Genomic DNA, 14,620 nt, shown 5'->3' with positions numbered 1-14,620 from the left:
TCAGTTGTTCGTGGCGGCAACCGCCTCCACCCTCGGCGTGAACACATAGCCGCCGGAACGCACCGTCTTGATCATGGTGGCTTCCTGCGGATCGGGCTCGATCTTGCGGCGGATGCGGCTGACCAGCACGTCGATCGAACGTTCGAACGAGCCGGCGCTGCGGCCCTGGGTCAGGTCGAGCAGGCTGTCGCGCGACAGCACGCGGCCGGGCCGCTCGCAGAAGGTGCGCAGCAGGTCGAACTCGGCGCTGGTCATGGCGACGCGCGCGCCTTCGGGGTTGCGTAGCTCGCGCAGGCGGATGTCGATACGCCAGCCGAGGAAGGTCAGCGTGGTCGCGCCCTCGATCGCGCTGGCGTTGCGCGCGGCGGCCTGCCGGCGCAGCACCGCGTTGATCCGCGCCAGCAGCTCGCGCGGGTTGAACGGCTTTGCCAGGTAATCGTCGGCGCCCATCTCGAGGCCGAGGATGCGGTCGACGTCCTCGCCGCGCGCGGTCAGCATGATGATCGGCGTCTGCGATTCCGCCCGCACCTTGCGGCACAGGCTGAGGCCGTCTTCGCCGGGCAGCATGACGTCGAGCACCAAGAGGTCCACTCGGTGGTCGGTCATCGCCTTGGCCATCTCGCGGCCGTCGGAGGCGGTCGTGACATGACAGGAATTGGTACGGAGATATTTTGCGATAAGGGACCGCGTCTCGCGGTCGTCCTCGACGACAAGGATATTGGGCGCAGCCTGGGTCATACCGATCTTTTGTCCGTGATTCGGGGAAAGCGGCTCAGGAATTTTGTTTCAGTGTGTGTCTGAAATCTTGCCCGGGTATCCGGGTTAACAGGTCGGCGGCAGGGAGAAAAGTTATCGTTCTGTCATCAATCCTGATGCCCTGGAATGCGGGCAGAACCCTTCCGGGACAGCCATGGCAGCCGGAGAAAGGGAAGGGCGGCTGTCATATCCGGGGGCGGAACCCGTCCCCCTTGCGACGCGTTATTTCCCTTTCAAGTCAGGGAGGGTGAGATGTCTGTCGAGGTCGAGACCAGGCCGCATCAGCTCATTGCAAGCGACCGGGTCGAGGGGACGGCGGTGCGCCGGGCCAATGGCGACATGATCGGCCATATCGAGCGGCTGATGATCGACAAGATCTCGGGCAAGGTATCGTACGCGGTGTTGAGCTTCGGTGGCTTCCTGGGCATTGGAACCAATTTGATCCCGCTGCCCTGGGGCCGGCTGCACTACAACCCGAAGTTCGAGGCCTATGAGCTCGACATCGAGGACGAGGAGCTGAAGCGCGCGCCGTCGTTCCGTGCCGACAAGGATTTCGATTGGGGCGATCGCTCGCAGGAAGTCGAGCTGCATCGCTTCTACGGCGTGCCGCCCTATTGGGGCGGCTTCTGATCGCGCGGCAACATGCGCGCATGCCGACGCTCGTCGATCGATGATGCGGTCGCGGGGCGAGCGTGCGGCTTGTGGAGCGCGGTTCGCCGGGACGACTTAGTGAGCCAAACATCGTCACATCATGGACTGCGCGTCCGGCGCAGTCGTGAGGCTCAACCGCAAGCTTAGTTGAGAGATCACGATCACTTTCGTCAAGCGGCGCAGCGTTCCATGCGCTGAAAGTCCCCATCCGCCAGTCGGCCGCATCGCCTTATCGTGTTCCTCGGCATCCAAGCGGCTTTTGATCGCAGGTCCGTTAGGAACGGTTGCGAAGATGACGGGTTTTCCCAGCATCGATTTTGGAAGAGGAGAGCCATCAATGTTGGTCAAATCCATCGTCGCCGGCCTCGCCGGCACCGCGCTGCTCGCGACCGTCGCCGTTGCGCAGACGCCAACCGACAAGGGCGACAAGATGTCTCCTGCGGCCACGTCGCCGGCTCCAGCGGCATCGACGTCAGCGACGTCGCCGACCGAGTTCAAGGGCAACTGGCGTGCGTCGAAGGTCGCCGGACTCAGCGTCTATAACGACAAGAACGAGAGCGTCGGGTCGATCAACGATCTGCTGATGGACAAGAGCGGTACGATCAAGGCGGTCGTGATCGGTGTCGGCGGCTTCCTTGGCGTCGGCGAGCATCTGGTCGCCGTGCCGCTCGACAAGGTGAAGTTCGTCAGCGAGCCGATCGCCTATACCGGCGCGTCCAACAGCACCGGCGGCACCGCCAAGACGAACACCACCACGGGTGCAGCCCCGGCGGCGGCGGCGTCGAAGCCGAATCCCTGGTATCCGGATCACGCCGTGTTCAACGCGTCCAAGGATGAACTGAAGGCGATGCCTGAGTTCAAGTACTCGACCGACTAAGGCATATCGCGACCTGCAAGAAAAAGCGCGTCCGGCTGCTGCCGGGCGCGCTTTTTGTTGGCCGATGGATAAAATCCGGGAAGAATGTAAGGATTAAGTCGGGCAATCCAATTCGGACAGCGCGTCTCCAGGATATCGGAGAGGGGAGGTCCGCGAAGCGACCCGTTGCAATCTTCATCAACCAATTGGGCTTACGTAATCCTTCTTTGAATGGCTGAACCTGATGAATGACAAGGACCGCGAGAGCGGCGATCCCGCGGTAGCCCGGATTCGCGGCCGCTACCCGCAATACACGCGGCGCCGGTTGCAAGGCTTTGCGGAGCGGCTGCAACAGAAGATTCATGCCGACCGCGTGCCGGTCACTTCGCTCGCGCTTGCCGGTCCCACCGAACGGATCAGCCTCGAGGACGCGCTCAAGCTCGATTATCGGGCGGTCCCACTGGGCGAGACGCTGGGACCGCTGTGGGCGACTTATTGGGTGCACGTCGTGGCCGAGGTGCCGCAGGCCTGGGCCGGCTCGCGCGTGGATCTGTATTGGGACAGCCGCTCGGAAGCGCTGCTTTGGCTCAACGGACGTTCCTCGCAGGGTCTCAACCCCGGCCGCCACACCGCGCCGCTCGTTCAGTCGGCCCGCGGCGGGGAGACCGTCAGCTTCCATGTGGAGGTGGCCTGCAACGGCTTGTTCGGCGCGTTCTGGAGCGATCCGCAGGCCTACGCGCTGGTCGCCTGCGAGCTGCGCCGCTTCGATCCCGAGGCCTCGGCATTCTATTTCGACTACGAAGTGCTGCGCCAGCTCGAGGCTGACCGCGATCCCACGACAAAATCGAGGTCATACGGAGCTGTCGGCGAGACGGCGCAGCCGGCGCTGGATCGGACCTGGGCGGGGCTCCTGCTGCACGATCTCAACCGTATCTGCAACATCACCGATCCCGACGATCGCGCGACATGGCCGGCGGCGCGGGCGATCCTCGACGGCCTGCTCGCGGCACGAAATGGCAGCATCACCCACGAGATGTCGGCGATCGGCCACGCCCATCTCGACACGGCATGGCTGTGGCCGCTGGCGGAAACCCGGCGCAAGGCGCAACGCAGCTTCTCCACGGCGGTGGCGCTGATGGAGCGCTATCCCGATTTCAAGTTCGCCTGCTCGCAGGCCTATCAGTACGCCGTCATCGAGCAGAATGACCCTGACCTGTTCGCCCGAATTCGCGCCAAGGCCGCCGCGGGCCAATGGATTCCGGTCGGCGGCAGCTGGATCGAGCCGGACTGCAATCTGCCGTGGGGCGAGTCGATCTGCCGTCAGTTCCTCTATGGTCAGCGCTATTTCGAGCGAACGTTCGGCGTGCGCTCCAGCGTGTTCTGGAATCCCGACGTGTTCGGCTACGACGCCCAGCTGCCGCAGCTGATGCAGTCGGCGGGGATGTCGCGCTTCCTGACCCAGAAGCTGTCGTGGAACAAGTTCACCTCACCGCCGCATCACAGCTTCCATTGGCGCGGACTGGACGGCAGCACAGTGCTGGCGCATTTCCCTCCGGCGGACACCTACAACGGATCGGCGCAGGTCGCGGAGCTCCGCTATCACGCCGCCAATTACAAGGACGCCGACCGTTCGTCCGACGCACTCTATCTGTTCGGCTATGGCGACGGCGGCGGCGGTGCCGACGAGACGATGCTCGAGACGTTGCAGCGCGCAAGGGATTTGCAGGGGCTGCCGCGGATCCAGATTCGCTCCGTCGACGAGTTCTTCGACCGCCTGGCGATATCGGCGCCGGATCTGGTGACGATCGAAGGCGAGCTCTATCTCGAATATCATCGTGGCACCTACACCACGCAGGCCGAGACCAAGCGCCTCAACCGCGCTTGCGAGGCCGGCCTTCAGGCACTCGAATTCGTGACGACTGTCGCGGCTGCCTGCCGGCAACCGGCGCCATCCGCACAGGAGATCGAAGCGCTGTGGCGCACGCTGCTGGTCAACCAGTTCCACGACATCATTCCCGGCAGCAGCATCCGCGAGGTCTATGAACGTGCGGAGGTCGAACTCGCCGGCGTGGCGGAGGAGGCCGGGCGTCGCACGCAAGCCGTGCTGGCGACACTGTGCGATCCCGAAGGCGGCACTTGGACACCCATCAACACGCTGGGCTGCGCGCGTGCCGAGGTCGCGTCCGACCCCGACGGCGAGCTTCGTCACATCGTCGCCGCGCCGTTTGCGGCGGGCGAAACGACGACGACCGACGATCGCGTTGTGGTCGCCGCCGATGCGGACGGATTCGTGCTGTCGAACGCGCGGCTCGAAGCGCGCATTGATCGCAGCGGACTTGTTCGGTCGCTGCTGCACGTTGCGACTGGCCGCGAGACCTTCGCATCACCGGCAGCCCGGCTGCTGCTGCTCGATGACCGGCCGCTCGATTTCGAGGCATGGGATATCGATCCGTTCGCGCTGGAGACCGCGCGCGAGGTGACAGGGGAGGTGAGCTGCGCCGTGCTGTCGGATGGCGGACTGCGCGGCGAGGTCCGTTTCGAGCGCGGGCTCGGACGTGCGAGCCGGCTCGCGCAGGTGATCCGCCTCGATGCCGGTGCCGATCATCTCGAATTCGAAACCACGGTCGATTGGCAGGAGCGCAAGACGGCGCTGAAGGTCATGTTCCCGATGGCCTGCCGTGCATCCAACGCAACCTATGAAACCATGTTCGGCGCAACCGAGCGACCGACGCATGCCAACACGGATGCCGATGCGGCCAAGTACGAGGTGCCCGGCCATCGCTGGGCCGATATCGCCGAGCCGGATTTCGGCGTGTCGCTGTTCAGCGACTGTCGTCACGGCTATTCGGCGTTCGACAACCAGCTCGCGCTGACGCTGCTGCGCGGATCCGAATTGCCCGATCCGCAGGCCGATATCGGGCGGCACCGGATGCGCTATGCGATCTATCCCCATCGCGGCGACTGGCGCAGCGCGGACACGGTCGGGCGCGCCTTGCGGTTCGAGCGTCCGGTGCTGTGGACGAAAGGAAAACCGCGCGCGCCGTTGCGACATTCGCTTTTGGCCGCGTCCCCGGCCAACGTGATCGTCGATACGATCAAGCCCGCCGAGGATGGCGACGGCTGGGTGGTGCGACTCTACGAGAGCGCAGGCATTCGCGCCGCCGCGGCGCTCGATTTCGGCGTCGACATCGCGTCGGTGTGGATGAGCAACACCCTGGAAGACCGCATCGAGGCCCTGCCGATCGAGGATCGGGTATGCCGCCTGGCACTGCGTCCGTTCCAGATCGCAACGCTGCGGGTCTTCCAGGCGTAGTGCTTGCAGTGAACTTTCGCTCCGCCCGGCTTGCGCGGAGAAGCCGGATCGCATCGCTCGACGCGATCCGGTGTGGACTAGCCGTCAGTTCGACTTCACCAGCGGACAGCCGCCCTTGTCGAGCGGGCGGAACGCCTCGTCGCCGGGCACGGTGGCGATCAGCTTGTAGAGGTCCCACTCGCCCTTGGATTCCTCGGGCTTCTTGACCTCGAACAGATACATGTCGTGCACCATGCGGCCGTCGATCCGGATATGGCCGTTCTTGGCAAAGAAGTCGTTGACCGGTGTGGCGCGCATCTGGGCCATCACCTTCGGCGCCTCGTCGGTGCCGATGGCCTCGATCGCCTTCAGGTAATGCATGGTCGCCGAGTAGAGGCCGGCCTGGATCATGGTCGGCATGTGGCCGACCTTCTCGTTGAAGCGCTTCGAGAAGGCGCGGGTCTCGTCGTTCATGTCCCAGTAGAAGGCGTCGGTGACGATCAAGCCCTGGGTGGCCTTGATGCCGAGCGAATGGGTGTCGGTGATCTCCTGGAGCAGCGCGATCATCTTCTGGCCGCCCTGGGTCAGGCCGAACTCGGAAGCCTGCTTCAGCGCGTTGGTGGTGTCGCCGCCGGCATTCGCCAGCGCCACGACCTTGGCCTTGGAGGCCTGCGCCTGCAGCAGGAAGGACGAGAAGTCCGACGAGTTGAGCGGATGACGCACGTCGCCCAGCACCTTGCCGCCGCTCTCCTTGACGACATTGGCGGCATCGCGCTCCAGCGCCATGCCGAAGGCGTAGTCGGCGGTGACGAAGAACCAGGTGTCCTCGCCGCGCTTGACCATCGCCTTGCCGGCGACGTTCGACAGCGCGTAGGTGTCGTAGGTCCAGTGCACCGTGTTGGGCGAGCAGGCGGTGCCGGTGATATCGGAGGAGCCACCGCCGGAATTGATGTGGATCTTGTTCTTCTCGCGCGTCAGCGCCGAGATCGGCAATGCGACCGACGAGGTCGGCACGTCGAGGATCGCGTCGACCTTGTCGTTGTCGTACCAGTTGCGTGCGATGTTGACGCCGACGTCGGGCTTGTTCTGGTGGTCCGCTGCGATCACCTGCACCGGCTTGCCTTTCACCTTGCCGCCGTAATCGGCGACCGCCATCTCGACGGCGGCGACCGAGCCCTTGCCGGTGGCGTCCGCATAGAGGCTCGACATGTCGGTGAGCACGCCGATCTTGACGACATCATCGGAGATCTGGGCGTTCGCCGCGGTCGCGGAGACCGCGAGCGCGAGGCCGGCCGCCGCTGCGGCCAAGAGTGTTTTCATCGTGTTTTTCTCCCTGACTTTTTCGTTGAGGGTTGCTTCCACCGGGGCGTTCTAGCCGCTGCGACAAGCTGTCGCAAAGACGACTTTTTGAGCATGGGCAGGGCAGGGGCGGATGGAACGCGCGAGCGGAGGCCTTGTTAGCTCCCCCCGCTCGCGGGGAGAGGCCGGATTGCGAGGCAATCCGGGTGAGGGGGCACCGGTTTCAGGACAATCGCCACCTGTGGAGAAGGTCCCTCACCCCACCCGCTCAGAGCGAGTCTCTTCCGGCGAAGAGCAGGGAGAGGGAGAGGACTCGGTTACAGCGCCGGTAACGCGGTGACGGCGGCCTTGATGGTGCCGTCGGTTTCCACGATCACCCGCAACGTCTTGGAATCGAAGTCGATGCCGGCCAGCCGGATGCTGTTGACCTCGGCGTCGACGCGGATGCCTTCTTCGTTCTTCTGCAGGTCGGCGATGGCGGCGGCGACCTTCCGCTGCGCGTTGGTCGCGAATGGCTTCAGGTCGACCACCAGCCGGTCGTTGAGGGTCTGCTGCATGTGCGGGATCGCGGCGCGCGCGGCGGCGCCGAGCAGGCCGAACGCGGCCTCGGATTCCACCGCCAGCTCGACGTCGGTCAGCCGCAGCGTCTGCGACGGCTGGTCGAGCCGCGGGCGGCCCCAGATGTGCACGGTCGCCTCGGCGCCCAGCCCGAACCAGCTGGCCTTCTCCTTGGCGTGCACCAGGAGCGAGATCAGAAGCCGGTCGCCGGAGGCGGCGATGCTCGCGCTCTTGACGGTCACGTCGACCGGCCCGGAGCCGTCCTCTGGGAAGGTCTTGCCCTTGAGCTGCGCCTCGACCAGTTGGCTCAGCGTGGTGAAGGACAGGTCGACCGGCAGGCCGATCGCGACCTGGCTCGCCATCGGCGGCACGATCGAGAGTTTTTCCGGGAATGGGCAGTTCGGGGTGGTCTGCGCCTCCGTGATCCGCGTTTCGGCCTCGATCCCCATCGTCAGGATCAGCGAGGACGCATCGACCTTCGGCTGCGCGGCGATCGCGCGGGTCGGTCGCAGCTCGAGCCACATCGGCGGCATCGAGGTGGTGCCGCCGGTGCCTTGCAGCGGGATCGAGCGGCAGGCCTTGGCCCATTGCACGCGGGCGTTGTTCTGGAACACCGGGTCGTTGTGCAACCGGGCCTCGACCACGGAAATCTGGTCGGCGACCGCCTTGTCGATGACAGGCTTGACCTGGGCCGGCACGCTGATGCGGATGCCGGCCGTCGACAGGCTGGTGTCGCCGAGATTGACCTGTGCCTGCAGATTCGGCTCGATCCGCCAGGACGCGCCGAGCTTCGGCCGCGCGGTGAGGGTGACGTTGCCCTTGATCTCGGCGTTGGCGTTGACGTTCTTGATGTTCACGGCGCCGATCTGCTTGGCGACATTGCCGCCGAGCAGGCTGCCGAGCGCGTCGCTGACCGCGCCGGTTGCCTTGGCGGACAGCGCGCCGGTGACCTTGAGCGTGCCGTTGATCGGTGTGGTCAGCGTCAGCACGTCCTGCGCGCCGGTGGCCGCGATCGGCCCGCGCGATGCGGTCCAGCCGATGTCGGCATTTTGCAGGATTTGCTGGACCGGGTTGTCGGCCTTGCCGCCGAAGGTCTTCGGCGCGCCGCGTTCGGCGGCGTCGCGGATCGCCGACAGCGCGACCGAGACCTGCGCCACGATCGTCGAGGAACGCGGCGCCTGCGGCAGCGGCGGCAGCTCTGCGAGCTTCGGCTTCTGCACGGTGACGCTCGGCGCGAGCCAGTCCATTGCCTTGAGGCTGATCACGAACGAGACCAGCACCACCGCGATCCCGAGCGCTATCGTCCTTGGATGCATCGGTAGACGCATCATTCCCCCGGATGAAAATCAACTTGACGGGTTGTACAGGCCCCCCGACGAGGGCGCCAGTGTGGCGGGATCAAGCTGCTTCAGGGGCGGAAGGCGTTAAGGTTGATGAACGCGGCCACGGCCCCGGCACGAAGTGCCGGAGCCGTCCTCGAGGACGCCTTTATAAAGGCACGCCTTGGAGGGGAGGGACTTAGCGGACGGCCGAGCCGAGATCGGCGCGGCGGTCGGTCATCGGCAGCACGATCACCTTGGTGCCGACGCTGACCCGCGAATAGAGGTCGGAGACATCTGCATTGGTCAGGCGCAGGCAACCGGAGGACACGCGGGTGCCGATCGTCTCCGGCGCGTTGGTGCCGTGGATGCGGTAGATGGTGCCGCCGAGATACATGGCGCGGGCGCCGAGCGGATTGCCGGGGCCGCCGGCCATGTGGCGCGGCAGATAGGGCTGGCGGGCGATCATTTCCGGCGGGGGCGTCCAATCCGGCCACTCCGCCTTCTTGGTGATGGTCTGGGTACCCGACCAGGTGAAGCCGTCGCGGCCGATGCCGATGCCGTAGCGCATGGCCTGGCCGTTGCCGAGCACCAGATAGAGATAGGTGTGCGGGGTGTCGATGATGATGGTGCCGGGCGCCTCGCGCGTCGGATAGGCGACGACCTGGCGGCGCAGGCGGGCGGGCAACTCGACGGAACGGTCTTCCTCCTGCGCCTGCGGCATCGACTGCACCGGCGGCTGCACGGCCTCGGTCGGCGGCGTCAGGATGAAGGGGAACATCGGCAGCGGAGCGGCCGCGGCGGTATTTGCGAATGAGACGGTGCCAATCGCCAGCGCACCGAAGGCGGCGGCAGCGAGACGCGAGTTCAGCTTGATGGAATTGAACATTGTCGACCCCTGTTGTTTGCGCCCTGCGCGCCAGTTCCGGCGCGTCGTTGGGTCAAACCAGTACAGGTGAGGCGTTTCAGGACGTTTGCACGAAATCGCCAAAATGGTTTCGTGCCGTTAGGGAATTGTTTCGTGCGTGTTTCGTCGCACGGTTAAGGCCGGGTTGCCGGGCAGGGGGTGTGCCGCCGCAAGACAGTCTTCCTGGCACGGCGCTTGCTGTCCCAGCGCATTGTTTTGGAATGGAGTGGAAATGATGCTGGGGCACACGATCGGCAGCATGCTGGATCGGCACAAGGGCTTCGGCCCGGGGTTCGATTTTCTCCGTATCGCACTGGCGATTTCCGTCGTCGCCGCCCACGTGCCCTATGTCGCGAGCGGCAGTGGCGACGGCGAGCAGGCGTGGGTCGCCTGGTTTCCGCACTACGCCATCCTCGTGATGTTCTTCGCGCTGAGCGGGTTTCTGATCGCGGCGAGCGGGCTGCGGCTTTCCCTGAAGGAGTTTCTCACCAATCGCGGCATGCGGATCATTCCGGCGCTTGCGGTCGAGATCGTGCTGTCGGCACTGATCCTCGGGCCGATCTTCACCGCGCTGCCGCTGCGCGACTACTTCACCAATTTCGGCACCTACAAATATTTCACCAACATCATCGGCCTCGTGAACTACGTCCTGCCCGGCGTGTTCAGCGGCAATCCCGCGCCGGAGGTCAACAGCTCGCTGTGGACGGTGCCGTTCGAATATGGCTGCTACGCGCTGATGACGGTGTTCATCCTGTTCGGCCTGTTGCGCAAGCCGCCGCTCATCGTGCTCGGTGCGCTCCTGCTGGTCGGCATCGGCCTTGCGCTCGCGTTGACCGGACACGCCGCGCAACCCTCGCAACTGCCCGCCGGCGTCGCCGGCACGCTGCATGACAGGATCTTCAGCACGGCGCCGTTCCTCGGACGCGGCGCGAAGCTGCCGGTCGCGTTCATGCTCGGCATCGCGATCTATCTCTATCGTGACCGCGTTCCCTACAACGGATGGCTTCTCGCCGCGTGCTGCACGCTCTGCGCGGGCGCCGCGCTGCTCGGCCCGGCGGACTGGATGAGCCAGCCGGTGCTGAATCTTCTGATCGCCCCGGCGCTGGTCTACATCACCGCGTATCTCGGCGTCTCGAAGCTGCCGCGGCTGCCGCTGGTCTCGCGCGGCGACTATTCCTACGGCATCTATCTCTACGGATTTCCGGTGCAGCAGGTGGTGCGGGTATGGCTGCCGCACGCGCCCGTGATCGTTCAGTTCGCGATCGCGCTGCTGCTGATCACGCTGTTCGCCGCGTTCTCCTGGCACTGGATCGAGAAGCCGATCCTGAAACTGCGCAGCCGCTTCTCGTTCGTGGCGCGCCAGCGCCTTGCGCCGGACGACGCGGTCGCGACGCGTCCAGACATTGCACCGCTTGCCGTTGCCGCGAACGCCGTCCGCAGCAGGCAGTCCTCCTGACGAGGAGCCAGCACTTTCGCGGTTCAGGAACTGAGATATCCGGCCAATCCGTCCCACAGCAGCTTGGCGGCGGTGATGACCAGAATGGCGTAGCAGGCGCGGTACAGCGCGCGCTGGTCGAGACGTTCGTGCAGCCGCCATCCGGCCCAGACGCCGACCGGCACCGCCGGTACGCAAAGCGCCATCAGCATCCACAGGCTGCGCGACGGCGTGGCGAGCACGAGCCACGGGCCGGCCTTCAAGAGGTTGCCGACCGTGAAGAACAGGCTGGTGGTGCCGGCGTAGAGCGCCTTCGGCAGGCCGAGCGGCAGCAGATAGATCGCAAGCGGCGGCCCGCCCGAATGCGCCACCATCGTGGTGACGCCGGAGGACAGGCCGGCGAACGTCGCCTTGAACGTCGAGCGCGGACGCGGCTTGATCTCGCCGCCGCCGAGAAACCACAGCGCGGCGAACACCAGCGTCACCACGCCCATCACGATCTCGACGGCATGCCGGTCGAGATCGCGCAGCACGAAGTAGCCGATGCCGATGCCGACGACGAGCGCCGGCAGCAGCATCGCGAGGTCGATGCGCGACCATGTGCTCGGGCGCCAGAACCGCAGCGCGGTGACGTCCATGACGACGAACAACGGCGCCAGCAGCGCGCCCGCCGCGATCGGGTCCATCGCCAGCGACAGCAGCGGGATGCCGACGATGGCAAAGCCGCCGCCGAACGCGCCCTTCATGAAGGCGATCAGGAAGACGCCGGCGAAGGCAACCGCGAGCACGAAAGGCCCGGGCAGGTCAGCGACGATGGACGTGATCATGGTGTCGTGCGAAGCGTTGTGGTGGTACTCAACATGGCCACGCGCGCCTGCACGCGCAATCCAAACATTGCTCTCGGTGCACATTGCTCTCGGTGCAATTCGGCGTGCACGCGGCCTAGCCGGCGCGCATCCGCGGCAGGCCCGGCTTGTCGCCGTTGATCACGGCGCGGCGGTCGGAGACGGCATGGTGGAATTGCTCGAGCGTCAGCCCGATCACCGAGAGGTCGCCTTCCTCGATTGCGCCGTCGTCGTAGCAGTCGAGCGCCTCGCGCAACAGGGCATCCGCATCGCCCTGCATGGCCGCGAGCTGCTCCGGCGTCTCGGCGCCGCGCACCTGCGAGATCAGGGTCAGCAGATTGTCGCGATGGGTGATGTAGTGCTCGCGCTCGTCGCGCTTCACGTAGTGGCGCAGCCAGGCGCCGGCCGAGCCGAGGCCGGAGAGCAGCAGGATGCCGCCCCAGATGTAGTCGGAGTATTTTTCGAGGAAGGTGCGCTCGGTGCCGTCGATATAGGCGGCGGCGCCCTGATGCGCCGGCAGCGCGGCGTCCTTGTCGGTGTCCGGTTTCTCGATCTTTGCCGCCGCCGGCAGATCGCGCGCGACCTGGAGGCGCAGCGTGAACAGCTGCCGGTCGAGCGCGCCGACAGTCGCCTCGCTCAGCGCATGTTGCGCGATGATGAGGTGATTGACGCTGACGGTCTCGACCTTGTCCTCGGGCCGCGCCGGCGACGAGGAGAAGATGCTGCCGGCGATCTCCTCGGACTCATAGCGCGGATGCTTCTGCGCGATCGCTTCCGAGACGTCGATCGGGAGGAAGACCGGCTCGCCGCGCGCGGCCGCCGTCGCCGTAATCGCTTCCGCCGTTATCTTGCTGTCGAGCGGGCCGACGGTCATGTAGGCATCGAGCGAGGGGTCGCGCGCGAGGTCGGCGATCTTGTTGACGGCGAACTGGCTGACCGCGACCTTGTCGGGGTTGACGCCGGACTCGGTCAGGATCACGCGCAGCAGCGTGACGTTGGCCTGGGTGCTGCCGACCACACCGACCTTGTGGCCGGCGAGGTCGTCGATGCTCTTGATCTTCGCGGACCGCCGCTTGCCCTTGGCGCCCGAGGGCGCCCACAGCACGACGACATTCTTGCGCAGGATCGCAACCGACTCGGCGCTCGCGGGCAGATCGAGGTCGCCGCGCACCACCGCGAGGTCGACCTTGTTCGCCGTGAACAGCGCGATGCTCTCGGCGGAGCCCTGCGTCGTGACCGGCTTCAGCCGCACCGAACTGCCGTCGTGCGTAAAGGCCTGGGCGAAACCCTGGATCAGCTTGACGTCCTCGCTGCCGGTCGGGCCGACCGCGATCGCGAGCGTCACCGGACGCAGCGCGTAATACAGCGCGCCGGCGGCGAGGCCGAACACAAGCATGCCGGCCGCAAGGATCAGCAGCGACGAGTTTCGTCGCCTGAGCCTGCGGCGCTTGGCGCCGGGATTTTCACTCTGCTCTGACATCTGGCTGTCACGTTACACGAAAAACCGGCCGTTTGCCGGGAAAAACTACCTAACATTTCGATGACGTCATACGTTTGAAACATCCATGTCAGAACGTCGTGCGAGCAGAATCAAGATTAACGATTTGGATCTCCTGCAATGCGCATACTCGTTGCGACCGATGCCTGGCATCCGCAAGTCAACGGCGTGGTCCGGACGCTGACGTCGCTTGCGCGCAGCGCAGCCGGGCTCGGCGCCGAGATCGAATTCCTCACTCCCGACGGTTTCCGTTCGGTCGGCGTGCCGACCTATCCGGGCCTGCGCGTGGCGCTGCCGAACCGCCGCGAGATCGCGCGCCGGATCGAGGAGGCTGCGCCGGAGGCGATCCACATCGCGACCGAAGGGCCGATCGGCTGGGCGGTGCGCGGTTATTGCCAGCGCAACAAGCTCGCCTTCACCACATCCTATACAACGCGCTTCCCGGAATATGTTTCGGTGCGTACCGGCATTCCCGACAGCGTCGGCTATGCCGTGCTGCGCCACTTCCATGCCGCCGGGTCGATGACGATGGTCGCAACCGACTCGCTGCGCACCGAGCTCGCCGAGCGTGGCTTCCGCAGGCTCGGCTTCTGGACCCGCGGCGTCGACACCAGGATCTTCAATCCGGACCAGCCGGCGATGCTCGATCTGCCGCGGCCGATCTTCATGACCATGGGCCGCGTCGCGGTGGAGAAGAACCTCGACGCCTTCCTGTCGCTGGACCTGCCGGGCTCCAAGGTCGTGGTCGGCGACGGCCCGCAAAGGGCGGCATTGGAACAGAAATATCCCGACGCGATTTTCCTCGGCGAGAAGAAGGGGCAGGATTTGACCTCGCACCTCGCCGCCGCCGACGTCTTCGTGTTCCCGAGTCTGACCGACACCTTCGGCGTCGTGCAGCTCGAGGCGCTGGCCTGCGGCACGCCGGTCGCGGCATTCCCGGTCACCGGCCCGAAGGACGTGATCGCCAACCATCCGATCGGCGCGATCGACAACGACCTGCGCAGCGCCTGCCTGCGCGCGCTGACGATGTCGCGCGCCGACTGCCGCAATTTTGCGCTGGAGCGTTCCTGGGAAAACAGTGCACGTCAGTTCATCGGCAATCTGGCCACGCTGCAGCCGAGCCGCGCGCCGCGGCCCGCCCGCCGCGTTGCCGGCCGCAGTGCGGTTCCGAATTAACAGCTCAATCGAACGAGAGACGAGAGAC

Annotated in this window: 12 protein-coding genes; 5 read left to right on the top strand and 7 right to left on the bottom strand. The window is 65.7% G+C overall.

The window, feature by feature from the left end; all coding sequences use genetic code 11:
• Positions 1 to 738: a response regulator gene (locus ACVWYP_RS35200; RefSeq protein WP_018273044.1), complete on the bottom strand. Its 738-nt coding sequence runs from the start codon at positions 736 to 738 to the stop codon at positions 1 to 3.
• A gap of 270 nt (positions 739 to 1,008) precedes the next feature.
• Between ACVWYP_RS35200 and ACVWYP_RS35195 the strand changes: the two genes are divergently transcribed.
• Positions 1,009 to 1,386 (top strand): PRC-barrel domain-containing protein, encoded by a 378-nt coding sequence (locus ACVWYP_RS35195; RefSeq protein WP_304496479.1) that lies wholly within the window; start codon positions 1,009 to 1,011, stop codon positions 1,384 to 1,386.
• Between the two features lie 114 nt (positions 1,387 to 1,500).
• Here ACVWYP_RS35195 and ACVWYP_RS35190 read toward each other — a convergent pair whose 3' ends face one another.
• Positions 1,501 to 1,761, bottom strand: a complete 261-nt coding sequence (locus tag ACVWYP_RS35190) for a hypothetical protein (protein ID WP_304496478.1) — start codon at positions 1,759 to 1,761, stop codon at positions 1,501 to 1,503.
• On the opposite strand from ACVWYP_RS35190, the gene ACVWYP_RS35185 reads away from it, so the two are divergent.
• Together ACVWYP_RS35185 and ACVWYP_RS35180 are read left to right on the top strand one after the other, a co-directional pair.
• Positions 1,745 to 2,284, top strand: a complete 540-nt coding sequence (locus ACVWYP_RS35185; RefSeq protein ID WP_028344227.1) for a PRC-barrel domain-containing protein — start codon at positions 1,745 to 1,747, stop codon at positions 2,282 to 2,284. The genes ACVWYP_RS35190 and ACVWYP_RS35185 overlap by 17 nt on opposite strands.
• 223 nt (positions 2,285 to 2,507) lie before the next feature.
• On the top strand, positions 2,508 to 5,576 hold the full coding sequence (locus tag ACVWYP_RS35180) for an alpha-mannosidase (RefSeq protein ID WP_304496477.1): 3,069 nt from the start codon (positions 2,508 to 2,510) through the stop codon (positions 5,574 to 5,576).
• Positions 5,577 to 5,660: 84 nt separating this feature from the next.
• Here the strand turns inward: ACVWYP_RS35180 and ACVWYP_RS35175 are convergent, their stop codons facing one another.
• The 3 genes from ACVWYP_RS35175 to ACVWYP_RS35165 all read right to left on the bottom strand — a co-directional run bounded on the left by ACVWYP_RS35175 (position 5,661) and on the right by ACVWYP_RS35165 (position 9,620).
• Positions 5,661 to 6,875: an ABC transporter substrate-binding protein gene (locus tag ACVWYP_RS35175; RefSeq protein ID WP_028342234.1), complete on the bottom strand. Its 1,215-nt coding sequence runs from the start codon at positions 6,873 to 6,875 to the stop codon at positions 5,661 to 5,663.
• Positions 6,876 to 7,171: 296 nt separating this feature from the next.
• Positions 7,172 to 8,740, bottom strand: coding sequence for a DUF4403 family protein (locus ACVWYP_RS35170; protein WP_304500356.1), 1,569 nt, complete (start codon positions 8,738 to 8,740; stop codon positions 7,172 to 7,174).
• Between the two features lie 190 nt (positions 8,741 to 8,930).
• Positions 8,931 to 9,620, bottom strand: a complete 690-nt coding sequence (locus ACVWYP_RS35165; RefSeq protein ID WP_283069529.1) for a L,D-transpeptidase — start codon at positions 9,618 to 9,620, stop codon at positions 8,931 to 8,933.
• A gap of 250 nt (positions 9,621 to 9,870) precedes the next feature.
• On the opposite strand from ACVWYP_RS35165, the gene ACVWYP_RS35160 reads away from it, so the two are divergent.
• Positions 9,871 to 11,094 (top strand): acyltransferase family protein, encoded by a 1,224-nt coding sequence (locus ACVWYP_RS35160; protein WP_304496476.1) that lies wholly within the window; start codon positions 9,871 to 9,873, stop codon positions 11,092 to 11,094.
• A 23-nt stretch (positions 11,095 to 11,117) separates the two neighbouring features.
• Here ACVWYP_RS35160 and ACVWYP_RS35155 read toward each other — a convergent pair whose 3' ends face one another.
• Together ACVWYP_RS35155 and ACVWYP_RS35150 are read right to left on the bottom strand one after the other, a co-directional pair.
• Positions 11,118 to 11,900, bottom strand: coding sequence for a sulfite exporter TauE/SafE family protein (locus ACVWYP_RS35155; protein WP_304496475.1), 783 nt, complete (start codon positions 11,898 to 11,900; stop codon positions 11,118 to 11,120).
• 115 nt (positions 11,901 to 12,015) lie between these two features.
• A complete protein-coding gene (locus tag ACVWYP_RS35150) occupies positions 12,016 to 13,398 on the bottom strand; it encodes a TAXI family TRAP transporter solute-binding subunit (RefSeq protein ID WP_304496474.1) in 1,383 nt (460 codons plus the stop codon).
• Positions 13,399 to 13,536: 138 nt separating this feature from the next.
• Between ACVWYP_RS35150 and ACVWYP_RS35145 the strand changes: the two genes are divergently transcribed.
• Positions 13,537 to 14,592: a glycosyltransferase family 4 protein gene (locus ACVWYP_RS35145; RefSeq protein ID WP_304496473.1), complete on the top strand. Its 1,056-nt coding sequence runs from the start codon at positions 13,537 to 13,539 to the stop codon at positions 14,590 to 14,592.
• Positions 14,593 to 14,620 lie beyond the last annotated feature (28 nt).

This window comes from Bradyrhizobium sp. USDA 3262 (genome assembly GCF_054060035.1).
The sequence above is the reverse complement of the archived record's forward strand: the minus strand, read 5'-3'. Positions and strand labels throughout refer to the sequence as shown.

Excerpts from the sequence above, each read along its gene's own strand:
- ACVWYP_RS35175 (WP_028342234.1), bottom strand. The coding sequence starts at position 6,875 with ATGAAAACACTCTTGGCCGCAGCGGCGGCCGGCCTCGCGCTCGCGGTC.
- ACVWYP_RS35170 (WP_304500356.1), bottom strand. The coding sequence starts at position 8,740 with ATGCGTCTACCGATGCATCCAAGGACGATAGCGCTCGGGATCGCGGTG.
- ACVWYP_RS35185 (WP_028344227.1), top strand. The coding sequence starts at position 1,745 with ATGTTGGTCAAATCCATCGTCGCCGGCCTCGCCGGCACCGCGCTGCTC.
- ACVWYP_RS35160 (WP_304496476.1), top strand. The coding sequence starts at position 9,871 with ATGATGCTGGGGCACACGATCGGCAGCATGCTGGATCGGCACAAGGGC.
- ACVWYP_RS35145 (WP_304496473.1), top strand. The coding sequence starts at position 13,537 with ATGCGCATACTCGTTGCGACCGATGCCTGGCATCCGCAAGTCAACGGC.
- ACVWYP_RS35200 (WP_018273044.1), bottom strand. The coding sequence starts at position 738 with ATGACCCAGGCTGCGCCCAATATCCTTGTCGTCGAGGACGACCGCGAG.
- ACVWYP_RS35190 (WP_304496478.1), bottom strand. The coding sequence starts at position 1,761 with ATGGATTTGACCAACATTGATGGCTCTCCTCTTCCAAAATCGATGCTG.
- ACVWYP_RS35155 (WP_304496475.1), bottom strand. The coding sequence starts at position 11,900 with ATGATCACGTCCATCGTCGCTGACCTGCCCGGGCCTTTCGTGCTCGCG.
- ACVWYP_RS35180 (WP_304496477.1), top strand. The coding sequence starts at position 2,508 with ATGAATGACAAGGACCGCGAGAGCGGCGATCCCGCGGTAGCCCGGATT.
- ACVWYP_RS35150 (WP_304496474.1), bottom strand. The coding sequence starts at position 13,398 with ATGTCAGAGCAGAGTGAAAATCCCGGCGCCAAGCGCCGCAGGCTCAGG.
- ACVWYP_RS35165 (WP_283069529.1), bottom strand. The coding sequence starts at position 9,620 with ATGTTCAATTCCATCAAGCTGAACTCGCGTCTCGCTGCCGCCGCCTTC.
- ACVWYP_RS35195 (WP_304496479.1), top strand. The coding sequence starts at position 1,009 with ATGTCTGTCGAGGTCGAGACCAGGCCGCATCAGCTCATTGCAAGCGAC.